At 40.3% G+C, this 17,811-nt stretch carries 21 protein-coding genes; 14 read left to right on the top strand and 7 right to left on the bottom strand.

What is annotated here, in order from left to right; all coding sequences use genetic code 11:
- The first annotated feature begins 11 nt into the window (after positions 1 to 11).
- Positions 12 to 377: a DNA polymerase III subunit psi gene (locus ACSLUH_RS16445; RefSeq protein ID WP_448568983.1), complete on the top strand. Its 366-nt coding sequence runs from the start codon at positions 12 to 14 to the stop codon at positions 375 to 377.
- A gap of 11 nt (positions 378 to 388) precedes the next feature.
- Positions 389 to 838 carry a ribosomal protein S18-alanine N-acetyltransferase gene (rimI, locus tag ACSLUH_RS16440; protein ID WP_448568981.1) on the top strand — a complete coding sequence of 150 codons (450 nt, stop codon included), beginning with the start codon at positions 389 to 391 and terminating at the stop codon, positions 836 to 838.
- 20 nt (positions 839 to 858) lie between these two features.
- Here the strand turns inward: rimI and ACSLUH_RS16435 are convergent, their stop codons facing one another.
- Positions 859 to 2,139, bottom strand: coding sequence for a M56 family metallopeptidase (locus ACSLUH_RS16435; RefSeq protein ID WP_448568979.1), 1,281 nt, complete (start codon positions 2,137 to 2,139; stop codon positions 859 to 861).
- A complete protein-coding gene (locus ACSLUH_RS16430; protein ID WP_448568977.1) occupies positions 2,139 to 2,552 on the bottom strand; it encodes a BlaI/MecI/CopY family transcriptional regulator in 414 nt (137 codons plus the stop codon). The genes ACSLUH_RS16435 and ACSLUH_RS16430 overlap by 1 nt, the downstream gene beginning before the upstream one ends.
- A gap of 185 nt (positions 2,553 to 2,737) precedes the next feature.
- Here ACSLUH_RS16430 and prfC point away from each other — a divergent pair, with 185 nt between their 5' ends.
- The 4 genes from prfC (at position 2,738) to ACSLUH_RS16410 (ending at position 8,090) form a co-directional block, all read left to right on the top strand.
- Positions 2,738 to 4,318: a peptide chain release factor 3 gene (gene prfC, locus ACSLUH_RS16425; RefSeq protein ID WP_448568975.1), complete on the top strand. Its 1,581-nt coding sequence runs from the start codon at positions 2,738 to 2,740 to the stop codon at positions 4,316 to 4,318.
- A gap of 88 nt (positions 4,319 to 4,406) precedes the next feature.
- The gene (argS, locus tag ACSLUH_RS16420; RefSeq protein WP_448568973.1) at positions 4,407 to 6,146 is read left to right on the top strand and encodes an arginine--tRNA ligase; all 1,740 of its coding nucleotides are present in this window, start codon (positions 4,407 to 4,409) and stop codon (positions 6,144 to 6,146) included.
- An 8-nt stretch (positions 6,147 to 6,154) separates the two neighbouring features.
- Positions 6,155 to 7,285 carry an HDOD domain-containing protein gene (locus ACSLUH_RS16415; RefSeq protein ID WP_448568971.1) on the top strand — a complete coding sequence of 377 codons (1,131 nt, stop codon included), beginning with the start codon at positions 6,155 to 6,157 and terminating at the stop codon, positions 7,283 to 7,285.
- Positions 7,286 to 7,295: 10 nt separating this feature from the next.
- A complete protein-coding gene (locus ACSLUH_RS16410) occupies positions 7,296 to 8,090 on the top strand; it encodes a TatD family hydrolase (protein WP_448568969.1) in 795 nt (264 codons plus the stop codon).
- Here the strand turns inward: ACSLUH_RS16410 and ACSLUH_RS16405 are convergent.
- A complete protein-coding gene (locus ACSLUH_RS16405) occupies positions 8,087 to 8,710 on the bottom strand; it encodes an AhpA/YtjB family protein (protein WP_448568967.1) in 624 nt (207 codons plus the stop codon). The two genes, ACSLUH_RS16410 and ACSLUH_RS16405, sit on opposite strands and share 4 nt — an antisense overlap.
- 115 nt (positions 8,711 to 8,825) lie before the next feature.
- On the opposite strand from ACSLUH_RS16405, the gene serB reads away from it, so the two are divergent.
- The 4 genes from serB (at position 8,826) to ACSLUH_RS16385 (ending at position 11,935) form a co-directional block, all read left to right on the top strand.
- Entirely contained in the window at positions 8,826 to 9,848 is a 1,023-nt protein-coding gene (serB, locus tag ACSLUH_RS16400; protein WP_448568965.1) for a phosphoserine phosphatase SerB, read from the top strand.
- Between the two features lie 128 nt (positions 9,849 to 9,976).
- Positions 9,977 to 10,795 carry an alpha/beta hydrolase gene (locus tag ACSLUH_RS16395; protein WP_448568963.1) on the top strand — a complete coding sequence of 273 codons (819 nt, stop codon included), beginning with the start codon at positions 9,977 to 9,979 and terminating at the stop codon, positions 10,793 to 10,795.
- 6 nt (positions 10,796 to 10,801) lie between these two features.
- Positions 10,802 to 11,290 carry a GNAT family N-acetyltransferase gene (locus ACSLUH_RS16390; RefSeq protein WP_448568961.1) on the top strand — a complete coding sequence of 163 codons (489 nt, stop codon included), beginning with the start codon at positions 10,802 to 10,804 and terminating at the stop codon, positions 11,288 to 11,290.
- A 78-nt stretch (positions 11,291 to 11,368) separates the two neighbouring features.
- Entirely contained in the window at positions 11,369 to 11,935 is a 567-nt protein-coding gene (locus ACSLUH_RS16385) for a DedA family protein (RefSeq protein ID WP_448568959.1), read from the top strand.
- A gap of 94 nt (positions 11,936 to 12,029) precedes the next feature.
- On the opposite strand, the gene ACSLUH_RS16380 is transcribed toward ACSLUH_RS16385, so the two are convergent.
- From ACSLUH_RS16380 to ACSLUH_RS16370, 3 genes are all read right to left on the bottom strand, one after another.
- Complete coding sequence (locus ACSLUH_RS16380) at positions 12,030 to 12,455, bottom strand: DUF3010 family protein (protein WP_448568957.1); 426 nt, start codon at positions 12,453 to 12,455, stop codon at positions 12,030 to 12,032.
- 58 nt (positions 12,456 to 12,513) lie between these two features.
- A complete protein-coding gene (locus ACSLUH_RS16375) occupies positions 12,514 to 12,753 on the bottom strand; it encodes a hypothetical protein (RefSeq protein WP_448568955.1) in 240 nt (79 codons plus the stop codon).
- A gap of 112 nt (positions 12,754 to 12,865) precedes the next feature.
- Entirely contained in the window at positions 12,866 to 13,354 is a 489-nt protein-coding gene (locus ACSLUH_RS16370) for a GNAT family N-acetyltransferase (RefSeq protein ID WP_448568953.1), read from the bottom strand.
- Between the two features lie 198 nt (positions 13,355 to 13,552).
- On the opposite strand from ACSLUH_RS16370, the gene ACSLUH_RS16365 reads away from it, so the two are divergent.
- The 4 genes from ACSLUH_RS16365 (at position 13,553) to ACSLUH_RS16350 (ending at position 17,339) form a co-directional block, all read left to right on the top strand.
- The gene (locus tag ACSLUH_RS16365; protein ID WP_448568951.1) at positions 13,553 to 15,061 is read left to right on the top strand and encodes a dipeptidase; all 1,509 of its coding nucleotides are present in this window, start codon (positions 13,553 to 13,555) and stop codon (positions 15,059 to 15,061) included.
- A gap of 121 nt (positions 15,062 to 15,182) precedes the next feature.
- Entirely contained in the window at positions 15,183 to 15,908 is a 726-nt protein-coding gene (locus ACSLUH_RS16360; RefSeq protein WP_448568949.1) for an SDR family NAD(P)-dependent oxidoreductase, read from the top strand.
- A 5-nt stretch (positions 15,909 to 15,913) separates the two neighbouring features.
- Entirely contained in the window at positions 15,914 to 16,792 is an 879-nt protein-coding gene (locus ACSLUH_RS16355) for an amidohydrolase family protein (protein ID WP_448568947.1), read from the top strand.
- Positions 16,793 to 16,871: 79 nt separating this feature from the next.
- Positions 16,872 to 17,339: an Lrp/AsnC family transcriptional regulator gene (locus tag ACSLUH_RS16350; RefSeq protein WP_448568945.1), complete on the top strand. Its 468-nt coding sequence runs from the start codon at positions 16,872 to 16,874 to the stop codon at positions 17,337 to 17,339.
- Positions 17,340 to 17,524: 185 nt separating this feature from the next.
- Here ACSLUH_RS16350 and ACSLUH_RS16345 read toward each other — a convergent pair whose 3' ends face one another.
- On the bottom strand, positions 17,525 to 17,680 hold the full coding sequence (locus ACSLUH_RS16345) for a hypothetical protein (RefSeq protein WP_448568943.1): 156 nt from the start codon (positions 17,678 to 17,680) through the stop codon (positions 17,525 to 17,527).
- Positions 17,681 to 17,811 lie beyond the last annotated feature (131 nt).

The raw sequence follows: 17,811 nt of genomic DNA, 5'->3' as shown, positions 1-17,811 counted from the left end.
GCGTAAAGCTTATGGTCAATAATGCCAGACAACTTACCTACTTAAAAGCCATGGGCATAGATGTTTGGCAACAAAAAATGCGCCATGACAACGACAGCCAAACCATGATTGCTGACTTGCAATCAATCAATTTGGCACAATTAGCTGAACAGCCATTATTTAAAGATATTTTGCGTAGCCTTTCGATTACCTTTGATCAGGTTAAGCAAACGGGAGATAAACAGTTAGATCTCGAGTTATTTAACTGGCAATTTGCTCACAGTGAAAGCGTAATTTATCAAGGAAATACCCTAACGACCCCGAATATAGAGCAACTAAAGCTAAGTCCTGCTTTAAAAAAACAGTTGTGGCAACTTATCGCTAACATATTTCACTAACGGAACCTTTCATGACACTCTCCTATGCACCGACTTGCTCGGAACAATTAGAACAGTTAATGACAATTGAAAATGCATGTCACTCGCATCCTTGGTCGGTAAAAACGATGAAAAGCTGTATTGGCGGTCGTTACTTTGGTTACCTAGCAAGTAAGGATACAAAAGCTATTGGCTTTTATATTGGCGAATACATTGCAGAAGAAGCGACTCTAATGGATATTTGCGTAGCGCCAGAAAGCCAAGGTAAAGGCTATGGCAAACAACTCCTTGAGCATTTTATCGAGAGTGCTAAGCAACGCGGCGCAACAACACTATTTTTAGAGGTAAGAGTCAGTAACTTGAGTGCGTTAATGCTTTATATCAATCAAGGCTTTATCGAAATTAACCGACGAACTGGCTACTATCCGAGTGCAGTAGGCTATGAAGATGGCATAGTCATGAAAAAAGCGTTAACCAATTAAGTCAGTTAACGCTTTCAAGCTTATTGTGCCACTTTGATCTTTTCAATTAACGCAGGGCTTTCAAAGCTAGAATTCTCGCTTAAAATAAAATCTAATTGCACCAAATTATTGCGTGAAACATTGGCGAGTTCTTTATATTTCCATTGCTTCAGCGCCACAATTGCAGCACGATCGAAAACATAAGCGGGCTCACCATTCATCACTTCGACATTCATCACTTCACCGGTAATATCAACGTCAAATTTTAACAAAACAGCACCTTCAATCTGCTCTTCAAAAGCTTTCATTGGATATTGAGGGTCAACTCTGACAATCGGCGCTAGTTTTTCTTTAGCAGCTGGTGGGGTGCGAAATTTTTGTTGTTCCATTGACATACTGCCACTACCTGCATAACTCACGGCAGATAACATTGTAACCACCACTAATGACATCGCTACTGCGCTTTTCATGGTCGCCTGGGTGTTCAGTTTTATTTGGTTTATACGCTCAAACATAATGGTTTTATCTCCATATTTTTTAAAGGATAATTGAGCAAATGCGATTAGCGGAGCTTGTTCTGCCGTCACTAATAACGCTTTGCTGTAGTTCACCCTGCTCCTTACTTGTTTGCGCGCCAAAACAAGCGAGTCGCAAGAAAGTTCTTGATCTCGACGAAAGCGGAAATACGCTAACCAGATCAAGGGATGAAACCAAAACACTGCCACTATCAGGAAAGCGAAAAGGTTCCAGTAAATGTCATTGCGATCAAAATGACAAATTTCGTGTTGTAAGATCAGCGCTCGCTGCTCTTGGTTATAGCTTTTCTGAAAATCTATAGGTAAGACTAACTTGAGTTTAAATAACCCGACTAGCATCGGACTATGGGCTTGCCTGCTTTGACAAACGTCCAAACTTTTGGGAATTTGTGTACTCCCTTGAAGTGCAGACACTTGGGTGCTAGTTAGGTTAAGCAAAGCGAGGTTTTTAACAAATTGATAATGGCTTAACGCAAAGTAACCAATAAGAGTCATCGTCACCAATAACCAAGCAATGGTGGTATCAAAAAACATCTGAGGAGCTGAACGGAGTTGAGTCAACTGCTCCGCGGAAGTAACGACGAAGTATTTTACCGTGGGCTCTCCCAATATCTTAACGGTTTGCTCCGGCCAAGGAATGATAAAGGCTAAGCAGCTTAGAGGGACGAGTGCCCACAAACGATATGTCCATACAACACCTAAGGTTCTGGTAATTTGCGAATGAAATATCAGCAAAAAAAGCGTAGTAACGGTTAACGGTATGAGTAATGAAAAGACAAATGACATTATTTAGCCCCTGTTTTTTTGTTTGAGTGCTCAGCAGTTAACGCTTGCTCGGCCTCCCAGTCAGCAATAATGGTTTTAAGTTGTTCAATATCATCCTGTTGCAAATGTTTATTTTTAGCGAAGCCTGCCACCAACGGTGATAATCTTCCGCTAAATAATCGCTCAATTAAGTTTTGACTTTGATGTTGAACATAAGAATCGCGTGAGATAAGCGGTGTATAAATGTAGCGTCTCTCTTGCTTTTCGTAACTAATGGCTTGTTTCTTTACCAACCGGCTTAATAATGTCTTCACCGTCTTTTCGTGCCATGGTTTTGTTTCATTCAATCGTGAAATAATTTCATTTGCAGGCGCAGGGTAACCTTGCCAAAGCGCATCAAGTACCTCAAATTCTGTATCGCTTATTTCTGCCATCTTGCTATTCACCTCAATTATCAAAAAGATTACAACTGTAGTCAAAACTAGGATTACACTTGTAATCAAAAAAGTCAACAAAGATTTTTTTGATTGGATTGGAGAATATTACTGCCTAACAGCAATGTTTTGGTTATAATGTCGCGCTTAACTTTTAGTCTTCTTATTTCATACAGGTAACACGCATGTCGGTACAGCAGCAAGAAGTCGACTTACGTCGCACATTTGCTATTATTTCTCACCCTGACGCAGGTAAAACAACCATTACTGAGAAAGTTTTACTTTTTGGTCAAGCGCTCCAAAAAGCAGGAACAGTAAAAGGTAAAAAATCGGGTCAACATGCAAAGTCAGACTGGATGGAAATGGAAAAAGACCGTGGTATTTCTATTACCACCTCAGTGATGCAATTTCCTTACAATAATTGTCTAGTCAACTTATTGGATACACCGGGTCACGAAGATTTCTCCGAAGATACTTATCGCACGCTCACAGCAGTTGATAGCTGTTTGATGGTAATTGATACCGCCAAAGGTGTAGAGGATAGAACCATTAAATTAATGGAAGTTACCCGTCTAAGAGATACGCCAATTATCACATTTATGAACAAAATGGACCGAGATGTTCGTGATCCAATGGAAGTTATGGATGAAGTAGAAGATATTTTAAAAATTAAATGTGCTCCAATTACTTGGCCAATTGGCATGGGTAAAGGGTTTAAAGGGGTGTATAACATTTTAGATGACGAAACTATCTTGTATCAATCAGGTCAAGGTCACACGATTCAAGAAAAGCGCGTCATTAAAGGTATCGATAATCCAGAACTAGACCAAGCGATTGGCAGCTATGCTGACGATTTGAGAGAAGAATTAGAGTTGGTTGTTGGCGCTTCACATGAGTTTAATTTAGAAGAGTTTTTACGTGGTGAATTAACCCCTGTTTACTTTGGTACTGCGCTTGGTAATTTTGGTGTAGACCATATGCTTGATGGTTTAACCGCATGGGCGCCTAAACCACTACCAAGACAAACTGATACGCGTGAAGTTAACGCTGAAGAAGAGAAGTTTTCAGGTTTCATATTTAAAATTCAAGCCAACATGGATCCCAAACACCGTGACCGTATCGCTTTTATGCGTATTTGTTCAGGTCGTTATGAAAAAGGGATGAAGATGCGTCAGGTACGCATCAATAAAGATGTTAGAATAGCTGATGCCGTTACATTTATGGCTGGTGATCGTGCTAACGTTGAACAGGCCTATGCCGGCGATATTATCGGATTACACAATCACGGTAGCATTCAAATCGGCGATACCTTCACCGAAGGTGAAATGATGAAATTTAGTGGCATCCCTAACTTTGCACCTGAAATGTTTCGTCGTATCCGTTTACGTGACCCACTAAAAGCGAAACAACTGCAAAAAGGCCTGATCCAATTATCTGAAGAAGGCGCTGTGCAAGTGTTTAGGCCATTAAACAATAACGATATGATTGTCGGAGCTGTTGGTGTACTGCAATTTGAAGTGGTTGTTCATCGTCTTAAAACAGAATATAACGTAGATGCGATATACGAGCCTATCAGTGTCGCCACCGCGCGCTGGGTTCACAGTGACGATGTTAAAGCATTTGAGCAATTTAAAAAGAAAGCCAGTGACAATCTCGCATTAGATGGTGGTGATAATTTAACCTATATTGCACCAACCATGGTAAATTTAAGCTTGGCTGAAGAACGTTACCCAGAAGTAACCTTTTTCAAAACGCGTGAACATTAATCATAATGGCGCGATAAAAGTCGGATTGCAGTTAAGCGAATTAACTGAATGAATTATTTAAACTCGTAGACGAAAGATAACTGATTAAATGAATATTAAACAACTACTTAGCGATAAAGTGTTAACCGCGATGATTGCCGCTGGTTTACCTGAAGATACCAACCCTGCCGTTAGCCTATCTAATCGCGCTAATTTTGGTGATTACCAAGCAAATGGTGTGATGGGCGCTGCTAAAAAGCTAAAAACGAACCCACGCGAACTTGCTAGTAAAGTTGTTGAACACTTAGATTTAACTGGAATAGCCGCGAAGGTTGAATTAGCAGGTCCTGGTTTTATTAATATTCATTTAGAACAAAACTGGTTAGCTAAACAGTTACAAATTGTTGCCCAAGATAATCACCTTGGCGTTAGTCAGCGCTCGACACCTCAAACGGTTGTTGTTGATTACTCAGCACCTAATCTAGCCAAAGAAATGCACGTTGGTCACTTACGTTCGACCATTATCGGTGATGCTGTTGTTCGTGCCATTGAGTTTCGAGGTGATAACGTCATCAGACAAAATCATATGGGAGATTGGGGCACACAGTTTGGTATGTTGCTTGCCCACCTCAGTGATAAACTTGCCGCCAATGAAGTGGCAGAAACAGCCTTAGCTGATTTAGAAAACTTTTATCGTGAAGCTAAAGTACGATTCGATAATGAAGAAGGCTTTGCCGACCGCGCTCGTGAGTATGTGGTTAAGCTTCAAGGCGGTGACAAACAATGTGCTCAGCTTTGGCAGCGATTTATCGATATTTCCATTACCCACAGCGAAGAAATTTACGATAAATTGAACGTAACACTCACTCGTGACGATATCATGGGCGAAAGCGCTTATAATGATGATTTACCGAAAGTGATTGAAGAACTTACTCGCCAAGGCATCGCGGTTGAAGACCAAGGTGCTAAAGTGGTATTTATTGAAGAAATGGCCAACAAAGACGGTGAACCTTCAGTATTTATCGTCCAAAAGTCTGGCGGTGGATACCTTTATGCAACGACAGATTTATCGGCATGTCGTTATCGCACTAATGAACTTAATGCAGACCGCATTATTATTTTCACCGACGCTCGCCAGTCTCTACACTTTAAACAAGTAGAACTTGTTGCACGTAAAGCCGGATTTTTACCAGACCATGTTGGTTATGATCACTGTCCATTTGGTATGATGATGGGAGATGATGGAAAACCTTTCAAAACACGTACAGGTGGTACCATTAAATTGGCTGAATTACTTGATGAAGCAGTCACTAGAGCAAAAGAAGTTATCGCTGAAAAGAATCCTGACTATGACGAGCAAACACTAGTAGAGATTGCGCAAAAAGTGGGTATTGGCGCGGTTAAGTTTGCCGATTTATCGAAGAACAGAACCAGTGACTATATTTTTAACTGGAAAACCATGTTGAGTTTTGAAGGAGCGACAGCACCGTATTTACAATATGCCTATTCGCGTATTCAAAGTATCTTTGGCAAAGCGGGTGTCGATGTGAATACCTTTAATGCTGAAATCATTATCAACGAACCACAAGAAAAAGCGTTAGCGTTAAAGTTACTTCAATTAGAAGATACTATTGATGCGGTTGTCACTGAATGCACACCCAATCTATTATGTAATTACTTATATGAACTGGCGAGTTTATATATGAGCTTTTACGAGGCATGTCCAATCCTAAAAGAAGGTATTGATGAGCAAGTTAAATTATCCAGACTTGCACTATGCCAACAAATTAGTAGGACATTAAAACAAGGCTTATCGCTACTTGGCATCGATGTCATGGAACGGATGTAGTAATTCGCATGAGAGTCGTCATTGTTGATAACAGCGAGCGAGAGTTAACTCCACTTTCGCTCGCCTTTAACAGTAAACAATGCACCGTGGCCTATTTTGACGATGTTTTAATAGCACTGAAAAAGCTTTCCACGATAAAATTTGACGCTATCATTTCACTTGATAGTTTAGGGTCTACTACTGGTACCGAACTATTTAAAGTATTGTCACTAAAATATCCTCAGGTGATCCGTATTGGTGTGCAAAGCTTGGCAACAGTACCGTTAACACTAAAGGCCCAATGCCATTACCTATATGGAGCCGACACTGCGCCTGTAGAAATTGTTGATAAGTTGCTTGCTATTGCTGAGAATCAAAAAAAGATCACCCGAGAAATAATCGTAAAGTCGGTGGCAGAAGTAAAAAACTTACCAAGCCCACCCAAAATCTATTTACAATTGAACGCGTTATTAAACAAAGATACCACCGACGCCAAGAAAATTGCTGGTATCATCGCTCAAGATCCCGCGTTAAGTGCCAAAGTTTTACAGATCAGTAACGGCTCAACAATCAACAAAGGTAAACCGTTAACTTGTATCGCTGAAGCGGTTGCCAAAATGGGTTTAGAACTGCTCAGCTGTGTGGTAATGACCGCAGAGCTTTTCTCTTATCAACCAAATATTCCGCAATATAGTATTATCGGTGAGCAACTGCATAGTTTAGCCACCGCAAAACTTGCCGCTTCAATGGTCAAACCAGAATTAAGGCAAATTACCTTACTAGCGAGTTTGTTGCACGATATTGGTAAAGTTGTACTTTACGAGATGGATGAACAACTAACGCAAACCTACTTTAATCATCGATCAAATTCGAGCGACAACCTTGCATTAGAACGGCAAGTATTTGGCACTGATCACTGTCAAGTAGGGGGGTACTTATTGCATTGTTGGAATTTTCCTTACGAGGTCATTAGCCTTATTTTGTATCACCATACGCCCAAACAATTACTAACAAGCGATTTTGGCAGTTCACAAGCCTTGTATTTGGCCAATTGCTTATTAAACGAACGTGAACCACATCAACAGTTTCTAAAACACTTTAACCTACTTCCTTACTTGGAAAAGTTCGCTGGTCAAGCTAAACAACTAAAAGCGAGTTAACAGCATGATAATGGCAAAGTTACCCTTCACTGACAGTCATTGCCATCTAGATTTTAAAGAGTTTGATGCAAACCGAGAAGCGCTGCTCGATCAATGTGAAGCGTTGGGTATAGGTCAAATCATCATTCCAGCGGTTGCGCCAGATAACTGGGAAAAAGTTCGACAATTAACTGAATTGATTAACAGCCCAGTAAAATTATACGCTTGTGTTGGTATACATCCGTGGTATTTACACAATTTAACACAAGCACACCTCAGCGAACTAACCGCGTATGCAACAATACATCAAGATACCATCACGGCGATTGGTGAAACGGGTATTGATGGCAAAATTGCGGAGCAGCAAAATAACCTCAACAAGCAAATCCATTTTTTTCAGCACCATATTGCTTTGGCAAGAGAGCTGAAACTGCCGCTGATCATTCACCACCGAAAATCTCACCGTGAAATTGTTGCCCAACTGAAGCCTTTTGATTTCCCCGCTAGCGGTATTATCCATGCTTTTTCAGGGAGCTACCAGCAAGCAAAAGATTACCTCGACAAAGGATTTAAACTCGGTATTGGTGGCACAATCACCTATGAGCGAGCCAAAAAAACCATTAATACCGTGAAAAAGCTGCCACTTGATAGCATAGTACTGGAAACCGATGCACCTGCTATGCCGTTAGCGGGCTTTCAAGGTCAAATAAACTCACCAATGAGATTGATTGACGTCTTTGAGCAACTTTGCCAAATACGAAGCGAATCAAAAGAAGCGATTGCACAAGCCATAGAAAATAATATCAACACGCTTATTCAGCACTAATGCATTGGTTTGTCTGATTTGATATGCAAACGATAGCCTTGACGACTAAAACGATTTAATCCGCGAGTTAATAAAAAGCCAACAAGACCTGCGACCATCATCATAATACGCAGTAGCTCATAATGTTCATAATTGGCTTTAGTGAGACTTTTAGTAAAATAATCACGCTCGAGCGTGACCCGCAAGTACCCTTTTAATTGCTCTGTACGAACTTCTTGAACAAAAGGGATATACCGATCGCTGACATCAACTTGATAAACATTTATGCCGTACAAATCATTAATCGGTTCATACCCTGATGAAGACATTAATAACCTGCCGGTAACATCATAGTAGGTAATATCTTTTATCCACGTTGGCGTTGCTGATTGGTCAATATACGCCTGTATACGTTGCTTATCCTTACTAACAAGCAACGCACTGAGCCCATGATTAACTTGTCTCACATAATCACGACTCGTTTGAGTAAAGTTAGCAAGTATCGAGTTATCCATTGAACGACTGGTATATATCCATACTTCCATCAGTACAATAATGCAAACAATCGCTATAGCTAATTGCATTATTTTATTATAAATCGATGACAATTTAGGGTATAAAGGCAATTCAGATTGCTGCATAACTTCGTGTTTTATCAATATTTGCTTAGCTAACACTATAGAGTTTTCTAACCAGAAGATAAACCTGTCAGCAAAGTTATTTTATTGTCCCGACTCAAAGGTAACGTTATTTTTTATGTCTGCTCTTCAAACAACTACATTCGAAATTAATCAGTCCAGCCTGCAAAGTTTGTTACCCAAAGCAGCTTTTGGTGAGCAATTGCCATTAAAATTCACTGTAAAATCAGATCGCTTTGAGATAGCGACAAGTGCGCTCGGTAATACTGGCGATCAAGATATCATTGAATTGGTTGTATTAGGAGATATCAATGTTGAGCAGTTACATCAACTCGCCAATACGTTATTTTTACAAGACATCACCTTAACGACAATTAATCAGCGTTTGAATCAATTCAGTTATCGCTTTACGGTGCATTGCGGTGATGTTTCTAAAGCCCGAGAAGACCTCGCCAGCTATGCATTAGGCGCCAACATTGAAGCAGCATTAGTTGTCAATGCACCGCGCCTAAATGAACCAGGTTTGCTGGTCATGGATATGGACTCCACCACTATTGAAATTGAGTGTATTGATGAAATCGCTGCATTGGCAGGTGTTGGCGAGCAGGTCGCAAAAGTTACCGAGCAAGCCATGCAAGGTGAATTAGATTTCGCCCAAAGCTTGATTCAACGGGTAGCAACGTTAAAAAATGCCCCCGAGTCAATTCTCGCAGAGGTTGCCCGAAATATTCCGTTAATGAAAGGCTTGAAGACGCTAATCGCCGAGTTAAAACAGCACAAATGGCGTATAGCAATTGCTTCAGGTGGTTTTACCTACTTCGCTGATCATCTTAAAGCATCCTTAGCACTTGATGATGCAAAAGCTAACGTTTTAGCAATTGAGAATGGAATGCTAACCGGTGAAGTCATTGGTAGTATCGTTGATGCACAAGCAAAAGCTGATACGCTAGCAGAACTCGGTCTAAAATATGGTATTTCACCATCACAATTTGTTGCTATGGGTGATGGCGCCAATGACTTACTCATGATGAACGCTGCCCAACTGGGCGTGGCCTTCCATGCAAAACCAATTGTCCTAAAACAAGCAGACTGCGCGATCAATGTAAATGGGCTTGATTACTTGTTGCATTGGTTACGGTAAATATCAGTGAGGGCTAACACCAGCCCATCAATAGATATAATCTAGTCAGTAAAATTATCTAATACATTGTTTTATAGTATAAAACCTCTACAATAATGCACTGTGTTTTAGCTTGTAAGGGACGATTGTTGAAAACCTTTTTATTCGTGTTGCTACTGGTATCTAGCTCAACGCTATTGGCGACAGAAGCATTGCAAGTTCCAAGAACTCAAGTGATAGAATTGGCAGAGCCCAACACCAAGCGAATCTATCCAATCTTTGTTAAAACCCCTGCCTCCTACGATAAAAAAAAGCAAAAACAATACCCAGTCATTTACTTAACCGATGCTTGGTACAGCTTTCAAATCGCCTCTGGCGCAACACGATTTCCGATGAATTCAGGAAAAATGGCTGAAGCTATTTTAGTGGGCATTTCTTATGAAAAAGGCTCAAAAGGCCCATCAAGCAGGATAAGGGATTACACACCAAGTACCGATAAAAGCTGGCGCTTTGAAACTGGCAATGCCAGTGGCCACAGTCAATTCATTAGAGATACATTAATTCCATTTATCAATCGTCATTATCGCACCAATGACCAAAGAACATTTGTTGGTAATTCTTTAGGGGGCTTATTAGGCGCCTATTTACTATTTAACCAACCAGAAACATTCACGAGCTATATCATTGGCAGTCCATCTGTATGGTTTAATGACAATGAAATTCTCAATAGCTCTCATCAGCCTATTAGCAAGCGCATTAACGTTTATTTAGCTGTCGGTGATATGGAGCGTCCTGAGTTCGGTCAACAGCATGACATGGTTGCAGGGGCACAGCAGCTCAAGCAAAAGATCAATGCAGTGTATGGTAAAAATGTAAACTTAACGTTTAAGGTCATCGATGATGCTCGACATGCAACGGCGTTTCCGACCACGCTAATTCAGGGGTTAGATTGGCTTTACGGAAAGTAAGCACTTATGCATTTCGAATCGTTAGGACAACACCATGCGCCAGCATTACTGACATTTGAACTAAAAAACAAAGCGTATTTCGAAGCATTTATCGCTGCACGAGAGCAAGGTTTCTATACCACACATGGAATTTCTCAGCACATTGACCAGTTAGCAAACACCAACAACCAGCGCGCTTTTATTTTGCTTTCACAAGGTGAAATTATTGCCAGAGCCAATCTCAAAGAGATTGTAAATTCACAGGCAGAAATTGGCTATCGAGTTGCTCAGCAGGCCAGTGGCAAAGGCATTGCAACCTTATGTGTTAATCACTTAATAAACGAAGCATCAACACTTTCCATTGCTTTACTTAATGCATTCGTAATGGACAACAACAAAGCATCAGAACACGTGCTGAAAAAAAATAACTTTAATCTCAATCTATGCTTGCCAAACCACTATGATCATCATGGCAAAAAGTTGCACGGCTTTATCTATCAGAGACATTGTGATTGATTAACGTTTTCACCAGCACGAATCCGTTTATTAATTTATTTCGTACCTGTTAGTCAATCACGGCAAACGATAGGCATTATGGATAGCATCACTGAGCTATTAAGAAACTATGGTGAGATTTTTTACGCCCTTATTTTGATCTACTGCGCACTAAAAAGTGGTTGGTTACCGCTCTTCGCTGGCTATGCAGCCTACTCAGAATTACTGAGTCTAGGGTATGTTGTCATGGTAACCTTTTTGGGTGGCTACCTAGGAGATGAACTGAGGTTTTACGTAGCAAGGCGCTATGGGGTTACTTGGATAAAAAGCGCAACAACAATTGGTAAGTTGTTAGAAAAAGCTAAGCATTTAGCCTCTCAATATGGCATTCGCTACATCTTTTTTTATCGCTACCCTAAAGGCCTAAGAACCATAGGCGCGATCCCGATTGGCTTAACCGATATCAGCTGGTCTACATTCACCATTTTAAACGCAAGTTCAGCTGCCATTTGGACGATGATTCTCGTTGGCGGCGGATATCTATTTGGAGAGTGGTTTGAACAGCTTGGTATCGAAAACTTAACCGCATTCAGCATATTGCTCATGCTGATATTTTTGCTTTCGCTTTACAGGATTTGGAGAAAACCCGAACAACTTAAAAATTAAAGCCATTCGGGCCAGCAAAGGATGATTTAGCTAAAAATGTGTTTGCTAGGGCGCTATATACTTGATAGCATCTAGCATACATACATTTTTGCTTTTAGTGTGTTTCTAAATAGGCAAAAACCGTTTTAAAAGCATCTTCTTGAAATTTCTTCAATCCGGTATCTCTAAAATCAATGACCACTTGTGTTTTAGCTAAGGCAGTCTTAATTGCACTACCAGCCATAATTTCGACATCAATGCCGTCAATCAACTGAATAGCAGCTTCCAGTTTAAAACCTACAGGTCCGCCAGCAAACTTTCCTTTTAACGCTCGCCCTTTTATCACCACTTGCTCTATTTTGTAATCGCTTAATAGCTTGGCGAAGGTAAACTGAAATTTCTTCATTTGCTCAGCATCACCGGCATTATCAATTGAAATTTTTGGCACGCGAATGTGGGGAATGTCATACAAGCCATTCTCTCTATTCATGACACACAAGATAGCATCGTTACCTTTTAACTCTACACCACAAACTTTCATGATTTTCCTCTCTATTTGATCGCGAGTATTATACGTAACTTGAATGACGGAAACAGGATTATTTACTCTCTTTTTTTAACTTGATAATTAAATCGATATGCGGAATGAGCTCTTCAATTTCTCTGATGTGATCACGCAGTTGCTGCCACTGACTTAACTCAAGCTTGCCGGAATCCAAAATGGCTCTTTTTAATTCACTGACCAACGAGTTTTCATCATCCTGCTCAATAAACTCGTTAATACGCAACAATTCGTCCAGATCCTCTTGTGACAATATTTTCATTTCTTTGGGAGCCATTTTACCTCACTTCTTTATTCAATATCGATCATGGAGATACTGACTATGTATCATTCGCTTTGAACTTTAGTATAGACAAGCTTTCTATTTAACAAGCAACTAAACGAATCACCTATGACTCACTTTTAGCAAAGTTAGACAATGTGTCACCAGACATTCGATAGCCGATCCACTCCGTTTGGGGGACAGCACCTAAGCTTTCATAAAACTCCCTTGATGGCGTATTCCAATCTAAACAGCTCCATTCAAAACGTCCGCAGCCTTTTTCTAGTGCAATTTTGGCTAATGCTTTCAATAAGCCAACACCCGCTCCTCGACCACGAAATTCAGGTGAAACATAAAGATCTTCTAAATATAATCCCGGTTTAGCAAGCCAAGTAGAATAATTAAAGAAATAAACCGCAAAACCGATAGCTTGGTTTCCTTGCTGACAAATTAAACCATAAACACCACTATGTTCGGCAAACATGGTTGCTTTAATCGTTTCAACCGTGGCGAGTACCTCATGCTCTGCTTTTTCGTAAATAGCTAACTCTTTGATGAAATGTAATATCGTAGCGCAATCATTACTGGTTGCATGTCGAATCGTTAGTGCATCCATGTTTTTGCTCCTGTTTTTTCGTTTAAATGTTAATAATTAGACAACAGTAAGTTTATCTTCTGTTTAACGACGCTAGAGTAAAAAATTATGATGAATTTCATTTGTTTGCTTACAATTTTTCACTATTTTTTCTTGGTGTTCTCCTTTATAGTTTGCCTTTAAATTTTTCTTTGTAAAGCACGACGTAAGGATCACATTTTGTTTAAAGCTCAAGCGCTTGCAGTCGCCACTGCCCTTTCATTTTTCTCAGGTCAAACTTTTGCTAATTCCCTCAGTCAAGTCGCCCAAGATACAGCAGATTATGCGGTTGCAACTTATAAAGAAGCGATGATTGATAGTTTAGCGGAGTTAGTAAAGCACAACACCGTTGCCAAAAAAGGTGTTCCGTCGACAGAAAATCCCGTCCACATTGCTTTTAAACAAGAACTGGCCGCACAAGCCAAAGCGTTAGGACTTGAATATAACGATCAAGGCTATCTTGTCATCATCAGTTTAGGCGACAGCACAGAGCGCCTCGGTATTATTACTCATGGTGATGTTCAACCTGCTACGCCAAGCAAATGGGCAAAATCTCCTTATGAACTTGATCGGACATCAGAGCCTGGTAAGTTAATTGCGCGCGGCACCGAAGATGATAAAGGCCCTATTTCTACCGCGCTATATGCAATGAAAGCGATTAAAGATAAGAACCTCCCCTTAAATAAACGCATCGAGCTATACGTTTATATGGCCGAGGAATCCGATTGGGGGCCATTGCAAGAGTATGTAAAAAATAATGACTTGCCACAAACCAATATTACTATTGATGCCTCTTATCCTGTTGTCACTGCTGAAAAAGGCTATGGCACATTAAAATTCGCTTTTGGTCGTGAAAAAGCTTCGTTACTTGAAACCAATATCAAACACTTTGAAGGTGGCTATTTCGGCAGTCAAATTCCTGAAGATGCCAAAGCTGTCATTGAAAACGCCGATGCTGCGCTATTACAACAGTTGATGATAAAAGCGCAAAGCTATCCTCAAGGTGTAAATTTTGATTTTAATTTAGCTGGCCAAACGTTAACGATTGAAGCACTCGGTGTTTCAGCTCATTCATCTGAGCCTGAAGGTGGAATGAATGCGATTACTTTTTTAGCTGATTTGTTAAGCGAGCGACGCTGGCCAAACAATGGCGCGGGTACGTTAGTGAATTTTATTAACGATAATATCGGCTTAGGTCTTTATGGTAAAAAATTTGGAGATATAGCTTATAGCGACGATTTTATGGGGCCAATGACGGTATCGCCAACGGTAATAAAGCAACACGATGATAATATTGAACTTAATATTAATATTCGCCGCCCACGTGGGAAGTCAAGCGAGCAATTACAATCAGAGATCACCTCCACCGTTGCTAAATGGAAGCTTAACAACCTTGCTGATATTACCGAATTAGGTCACTACATCGGTCAACCCTTTGTGCAAACTAAAGCTCCACATACTGAGGTGCTACTCAATGTCTTTAGAAAATACACGGGGATCCAAGATGCAAAACCGATCTCGATTGGCGGTGGCACCAACTCGCGCTTATTCCCAAATGCAATTGCATTTGGTCCATCGATGCCAGGTAAAACATACACAGGCCACTCTGAGCACGAATTTATCACGGTGGAACAATTTGTCCTAAACCTACAAATGTATACCGCTGCATTAGTTGAATTAACACGTTAAACTCTGCTCTTCAAAGCGCTCTGTTGAGCGCTTTGTTACTCGTCTATCTGCAAAAAATATCGTTAGAACAATGGCAGCGCTGCTGGTATCATTTTATCAAATACTTCAATAACGTATGAACATGACAAAAACTTGCATTGTCACTGGCGGTAGCTCAGGTATTGGCTTAAGTATCGTCAAACTTTTTTTAGCGAACCATTACCAGGTCTTTAATCTCGATATTCAAGAAAGTGCCCTTGGTGAGTTTGTTCATTGTGATATAACTGACCATCAAGCGGTCACCAATGCCATCAATAACATTGGTGCTCAACAACCCATTGACGCACTCGTGTCCAATGCTGGTATCCATTTTTCTGCAACCATTGAAGAGACCACTGAGCAAGACTTTGACCGAGTCATCAACATTAACGTCAAAGGCGCCTACTCTGCCGTTAAGGCCGTATTACCTTTTATGAAGCAGCAACAACAAGGTGCCATCATTTTGGTTTCATCAGACCAAGCACTTATTGCTAAACGCAATTCATTTATTTATAACCTTTCAAAAACTGCGCTCGCGTCCATGGCAAAAACGACAGCGTTGGATTATGCACAATACAACATTCGTGCTAATGCGGTTTGCCCAGGCACAATAGAAACACCGCTTTACCATCAAGCAATTGATCGATATTGCCAGCAATCTGGCGAAGATAAAGCGAAAGTACATCAAGAAGAACAGGCACTTCAGCCCCTTAATCGCTTAGGTGCACCTGAAGAAGTCGCTGAATTGGTGTATTTTTTAGCGTCCGACAAGGCAAAGTTTATCACCGGAAGCTTACAAGTGATTGATGGCGGCTATACTGCGCAATAATCCTTATGGAAATCATCGATCCTCACCTACATTTGTTTAACCTTAGCCAAGGTCATTATCATTGGCTATCAGCTGATAAACCGCCTTTTTGGCCTGATAAAAATATAATCGCTAAGAGTTTTTCAGAAGACAGCATCCGTTTACATTCGCCACTGACGTTAAGCGGTTTTGTTCATATTGAAGCAGGATTTGACAACGAAAAACCTTGGCGTGAAGTTGAGTGGCTAGAAGCGACTTGCCAATTGCCATTTCGCTCGGTTGCCAGTATCGATTTAACCCTACCGCCCTCGCAGTTCATTAAGCAAATAAAAAAGCTTAAAGGCTATCATTCAGTAACTGGTGTCAGACATATCCTAGATGAAGATGCGTTTAGCCTGCTTACTTCGCCACGTGTTTGTGAAAATATCAAGCATTTAAATGACAACTTACTAAGCTTTGATGTGCAAATGCCAATTGCGGATGACAAATCGGTAAATAAACTTATTGAGGTCATTGCCGATTGCCCTCAGATGTCTTTTATTATCAATCATGGCGGTTATCCGCCAAATGTTACCAGCACATCTCAAGCATCAGAGCAGTGGCGACTAAACTTGGTCAAACTTGCGCAATTTCCAAACGTAGCGATTAAATGTTCAGGGTGGGAAATGCTTAATCGCCAATACACCAGTCAAACCCTTAGAGAGGTTATTGGTCAATGTATCGCGATATTTGGCGCCGATCGCGTTATGTTGGCGAGTAACTTTCCGTTAACTTTATTTAATTGCTCTTATCAAGCTTACTGGCTCAAGGTCATTGAACAGCTGCCGCAGCAAAACACCAACGATTTATTAGAAAACCTTTGCTTTAAAAACGCTAAACAATGGTACAAATTTCCGACAGTTTAAAGTTTTCTATCTAATTGATTTAAAATCCCCCCATAACTTAGTATGATATTTCAATTATGACTTTGAATAAACACGCGTTATGGACAAATTTGATCAGCAGATATTGAAAATTCTTCAGCAAGACTGCACCGCTTCGGTCAGTGATGTCGCAGCACAAGTTGGCTTATCAACAACGCCTTGTTGGCGACGCATTCAAGCAATGGAAAAGTCAGGAGTCATTCGTGGCCGCGTGGCCTTAACCGATGCCGAAAAATTAAATGTTGGTTTAACCGTTTTTGTGATGATAAAAACCAATCAACATAACCCTGCATGGCTGGCTGACTTTGGCAAAATAGCGGATGAGTTTCAAGAAATTATCGAATTCTATCGAATGAGTGGCGAAGTCGACTATTTACTAAAAGTGGTTGTGCCAGATATGAAAGCGTATGACGAGTTTTATAAAAAGCTCATTGATAAAGCGAGCTTTGCTGACATTAGTTCAAGTTTTGCCATGGAAGAAATGAAATACACGACCGCCCTACCGGTAGACTATATTGCCCCTAAATAACCTAAGCTCTGCATAAGAAATGCATTTCTAACGTCTATTTTTGAATTTTATTATCATAAGTAGCGCTAATAATGTTAAAAGGCTTTTCTTCTCCTATAAGCTCTTCAATAATTTGCTTAGTTTTCAAATAAACTCCTTTTTATTTAAAAGCCCCGGCTAGCGAGGCTTTGGATTCAAAATAAAAATTAATCAGTGGTAACGACGATATCAGGAAGCTCATCATTCCACTCTTCCCATATATCTTGTAGGTGGATGTGATCTACTCCCCCTTTAGATTCTTTTATTTCTATTGCTTTTTCGAATAATTTAATAACCTGCTTAAGTTCTTCAGTGCTTGCCACAAATGAGACTTCTTGCAGATCTTTAAACTCTTCTTTGCCTTCTATATAACTACAAATTTTCATAATTAATTTGTTAAACATCACCTTAATATGGTTTCTATCTTAGAATTACTCCAGAAAAAACATAATGA

This window comes from Thalassotalea ganghwensis, from assembly GCF_053485795.1.
The sequence above is the reverse complement of the archived record's forward strand: the minus strand, read 5'-3'. Positions and strand labels throughout refer to the sequence as shown.

Bases quoted from the DNA above. Each gene is read 5' to 3' on its own strand.
- ACSLUH_RS16445 (WP_448568983.1), top strand. From the start codon at position 12: ATGGTCAATAATGCCAGACAACTTACCTACTTAAAAGCCATGGGCATA.
- rimI (WP_448568981.1), top strand. From the start codon at position 389: ATGACACTCTCCTATGCACCGACTTGCTCGGAACAATTAGAACAGTTA.
- ACSLUH_RS16435 (WP_448568979.1), bottom strand. From the start codon at position 2,139: ATGTCATTTGTCTTTTCATTACTCATACCGTTAACCGTTACTACGCTT.
- ACSLUH_RS16430 (WP_448568977.1), bottom strand. From the start codon at position 2,552: ATGGCAGAAATAAGCGATACAGAATTTGAGGTACTTGATGCGCTTTGG.
- prfC (WP_448568975.1), top strand. From the start codon at position 2,738: ATGTCGGTACAGCAGCAAGAAGTCGACTTACGTCGCACATTTGCTATT.
- argS (WP_448568973.1), top strand. From the start codon at position 4,407: ATGAATATTAAACAACTACTTAGCGATAAAGTGTTAACCGCGATGATT.
- ACSLUH_RS16415 (WP_448568971.1), top strand. From the start codon at position 6,155: ATGAGAGTCGTCATTGTTGATAACAGCGAGCGAGAGTTAACTCCACTT.
- ACSLUH_RS16410 (WP_448568969.1), top strand. From the start codon at position 7,296: ATGGCAAAGTTACCCTTCACTGACAGTCATTGCCATCTAGATTTTAAA.
- ACSLUH_RS16405 (WP_448568967.1), bottom strand. From the start codon at position 8,710: ATGCAGCAATCTGAATTGCCTTTATACCCTAAATTGTCATCGATTTAT.
- serB (WP_448568965.1), top strand. From the start codon at position 8,826: ATGTCTGCTCTTCAAACAACTACATTCGAAATTAATCAGTCCAGCCTG.
- ACSLUH_RS16390 (WP_448568961.1), top strand. From the start codon at position 10,802: ATGCATTTCGAATCGTTAGGACAACACCATGCGCCAGCATTACTGACA.
- ACSLUH_RS16385 (WP_448568959.1), top strand. From the start codon at position 11,369: ATGGATAGCATCACTGAGCTATTAAGAAACTATGGTGAGATTTTTTAC.
- ACSLUH_RS16380 (WP_448568957.1), bottom strand. From the start codon at position 12,455: ATGAAAGTTTGTGGTGTAGAGTTAAAAGGTAACGATGCTATCTTGTGT.
- ACSLUH_RS16375 (WP_448568955.1), bottom strand. From the start codon at position 12,753: ATGGCTCCCAAAGAAATGAAAATATTGTCACAAGAGGATCTGGACGAA.
- ACSLUH_RS16370 (WP_448568953.1), bottom strand. From the start codon at position 13,354: ATGGATGCACTAACGATTCGACATGCAACCAGTAATGATTGCGCTACG.
- ACSLUH_RS16360 (WP_448568949.1), top strand. From the start codon at position 15,183: ATGACAAAAACTTGCATTGTCACTGGCGGTAGCTCAGGTATTGGCTTA.
- ACSLUH_RS16355 (WP_448568947.1), top strand. From the start codon at position 15,914: ATGGAAATCATCGATCCTCACCTACATTTGTTTAACCTTAGCCAAGGT.
- ACSLUH_RS16350 (WP_448568945.1), top strand. From the start codon at position 16,872: ATGGACAAATTTGATCAGCAGATATTGAAAATTCTTCAGCAAGACTGC.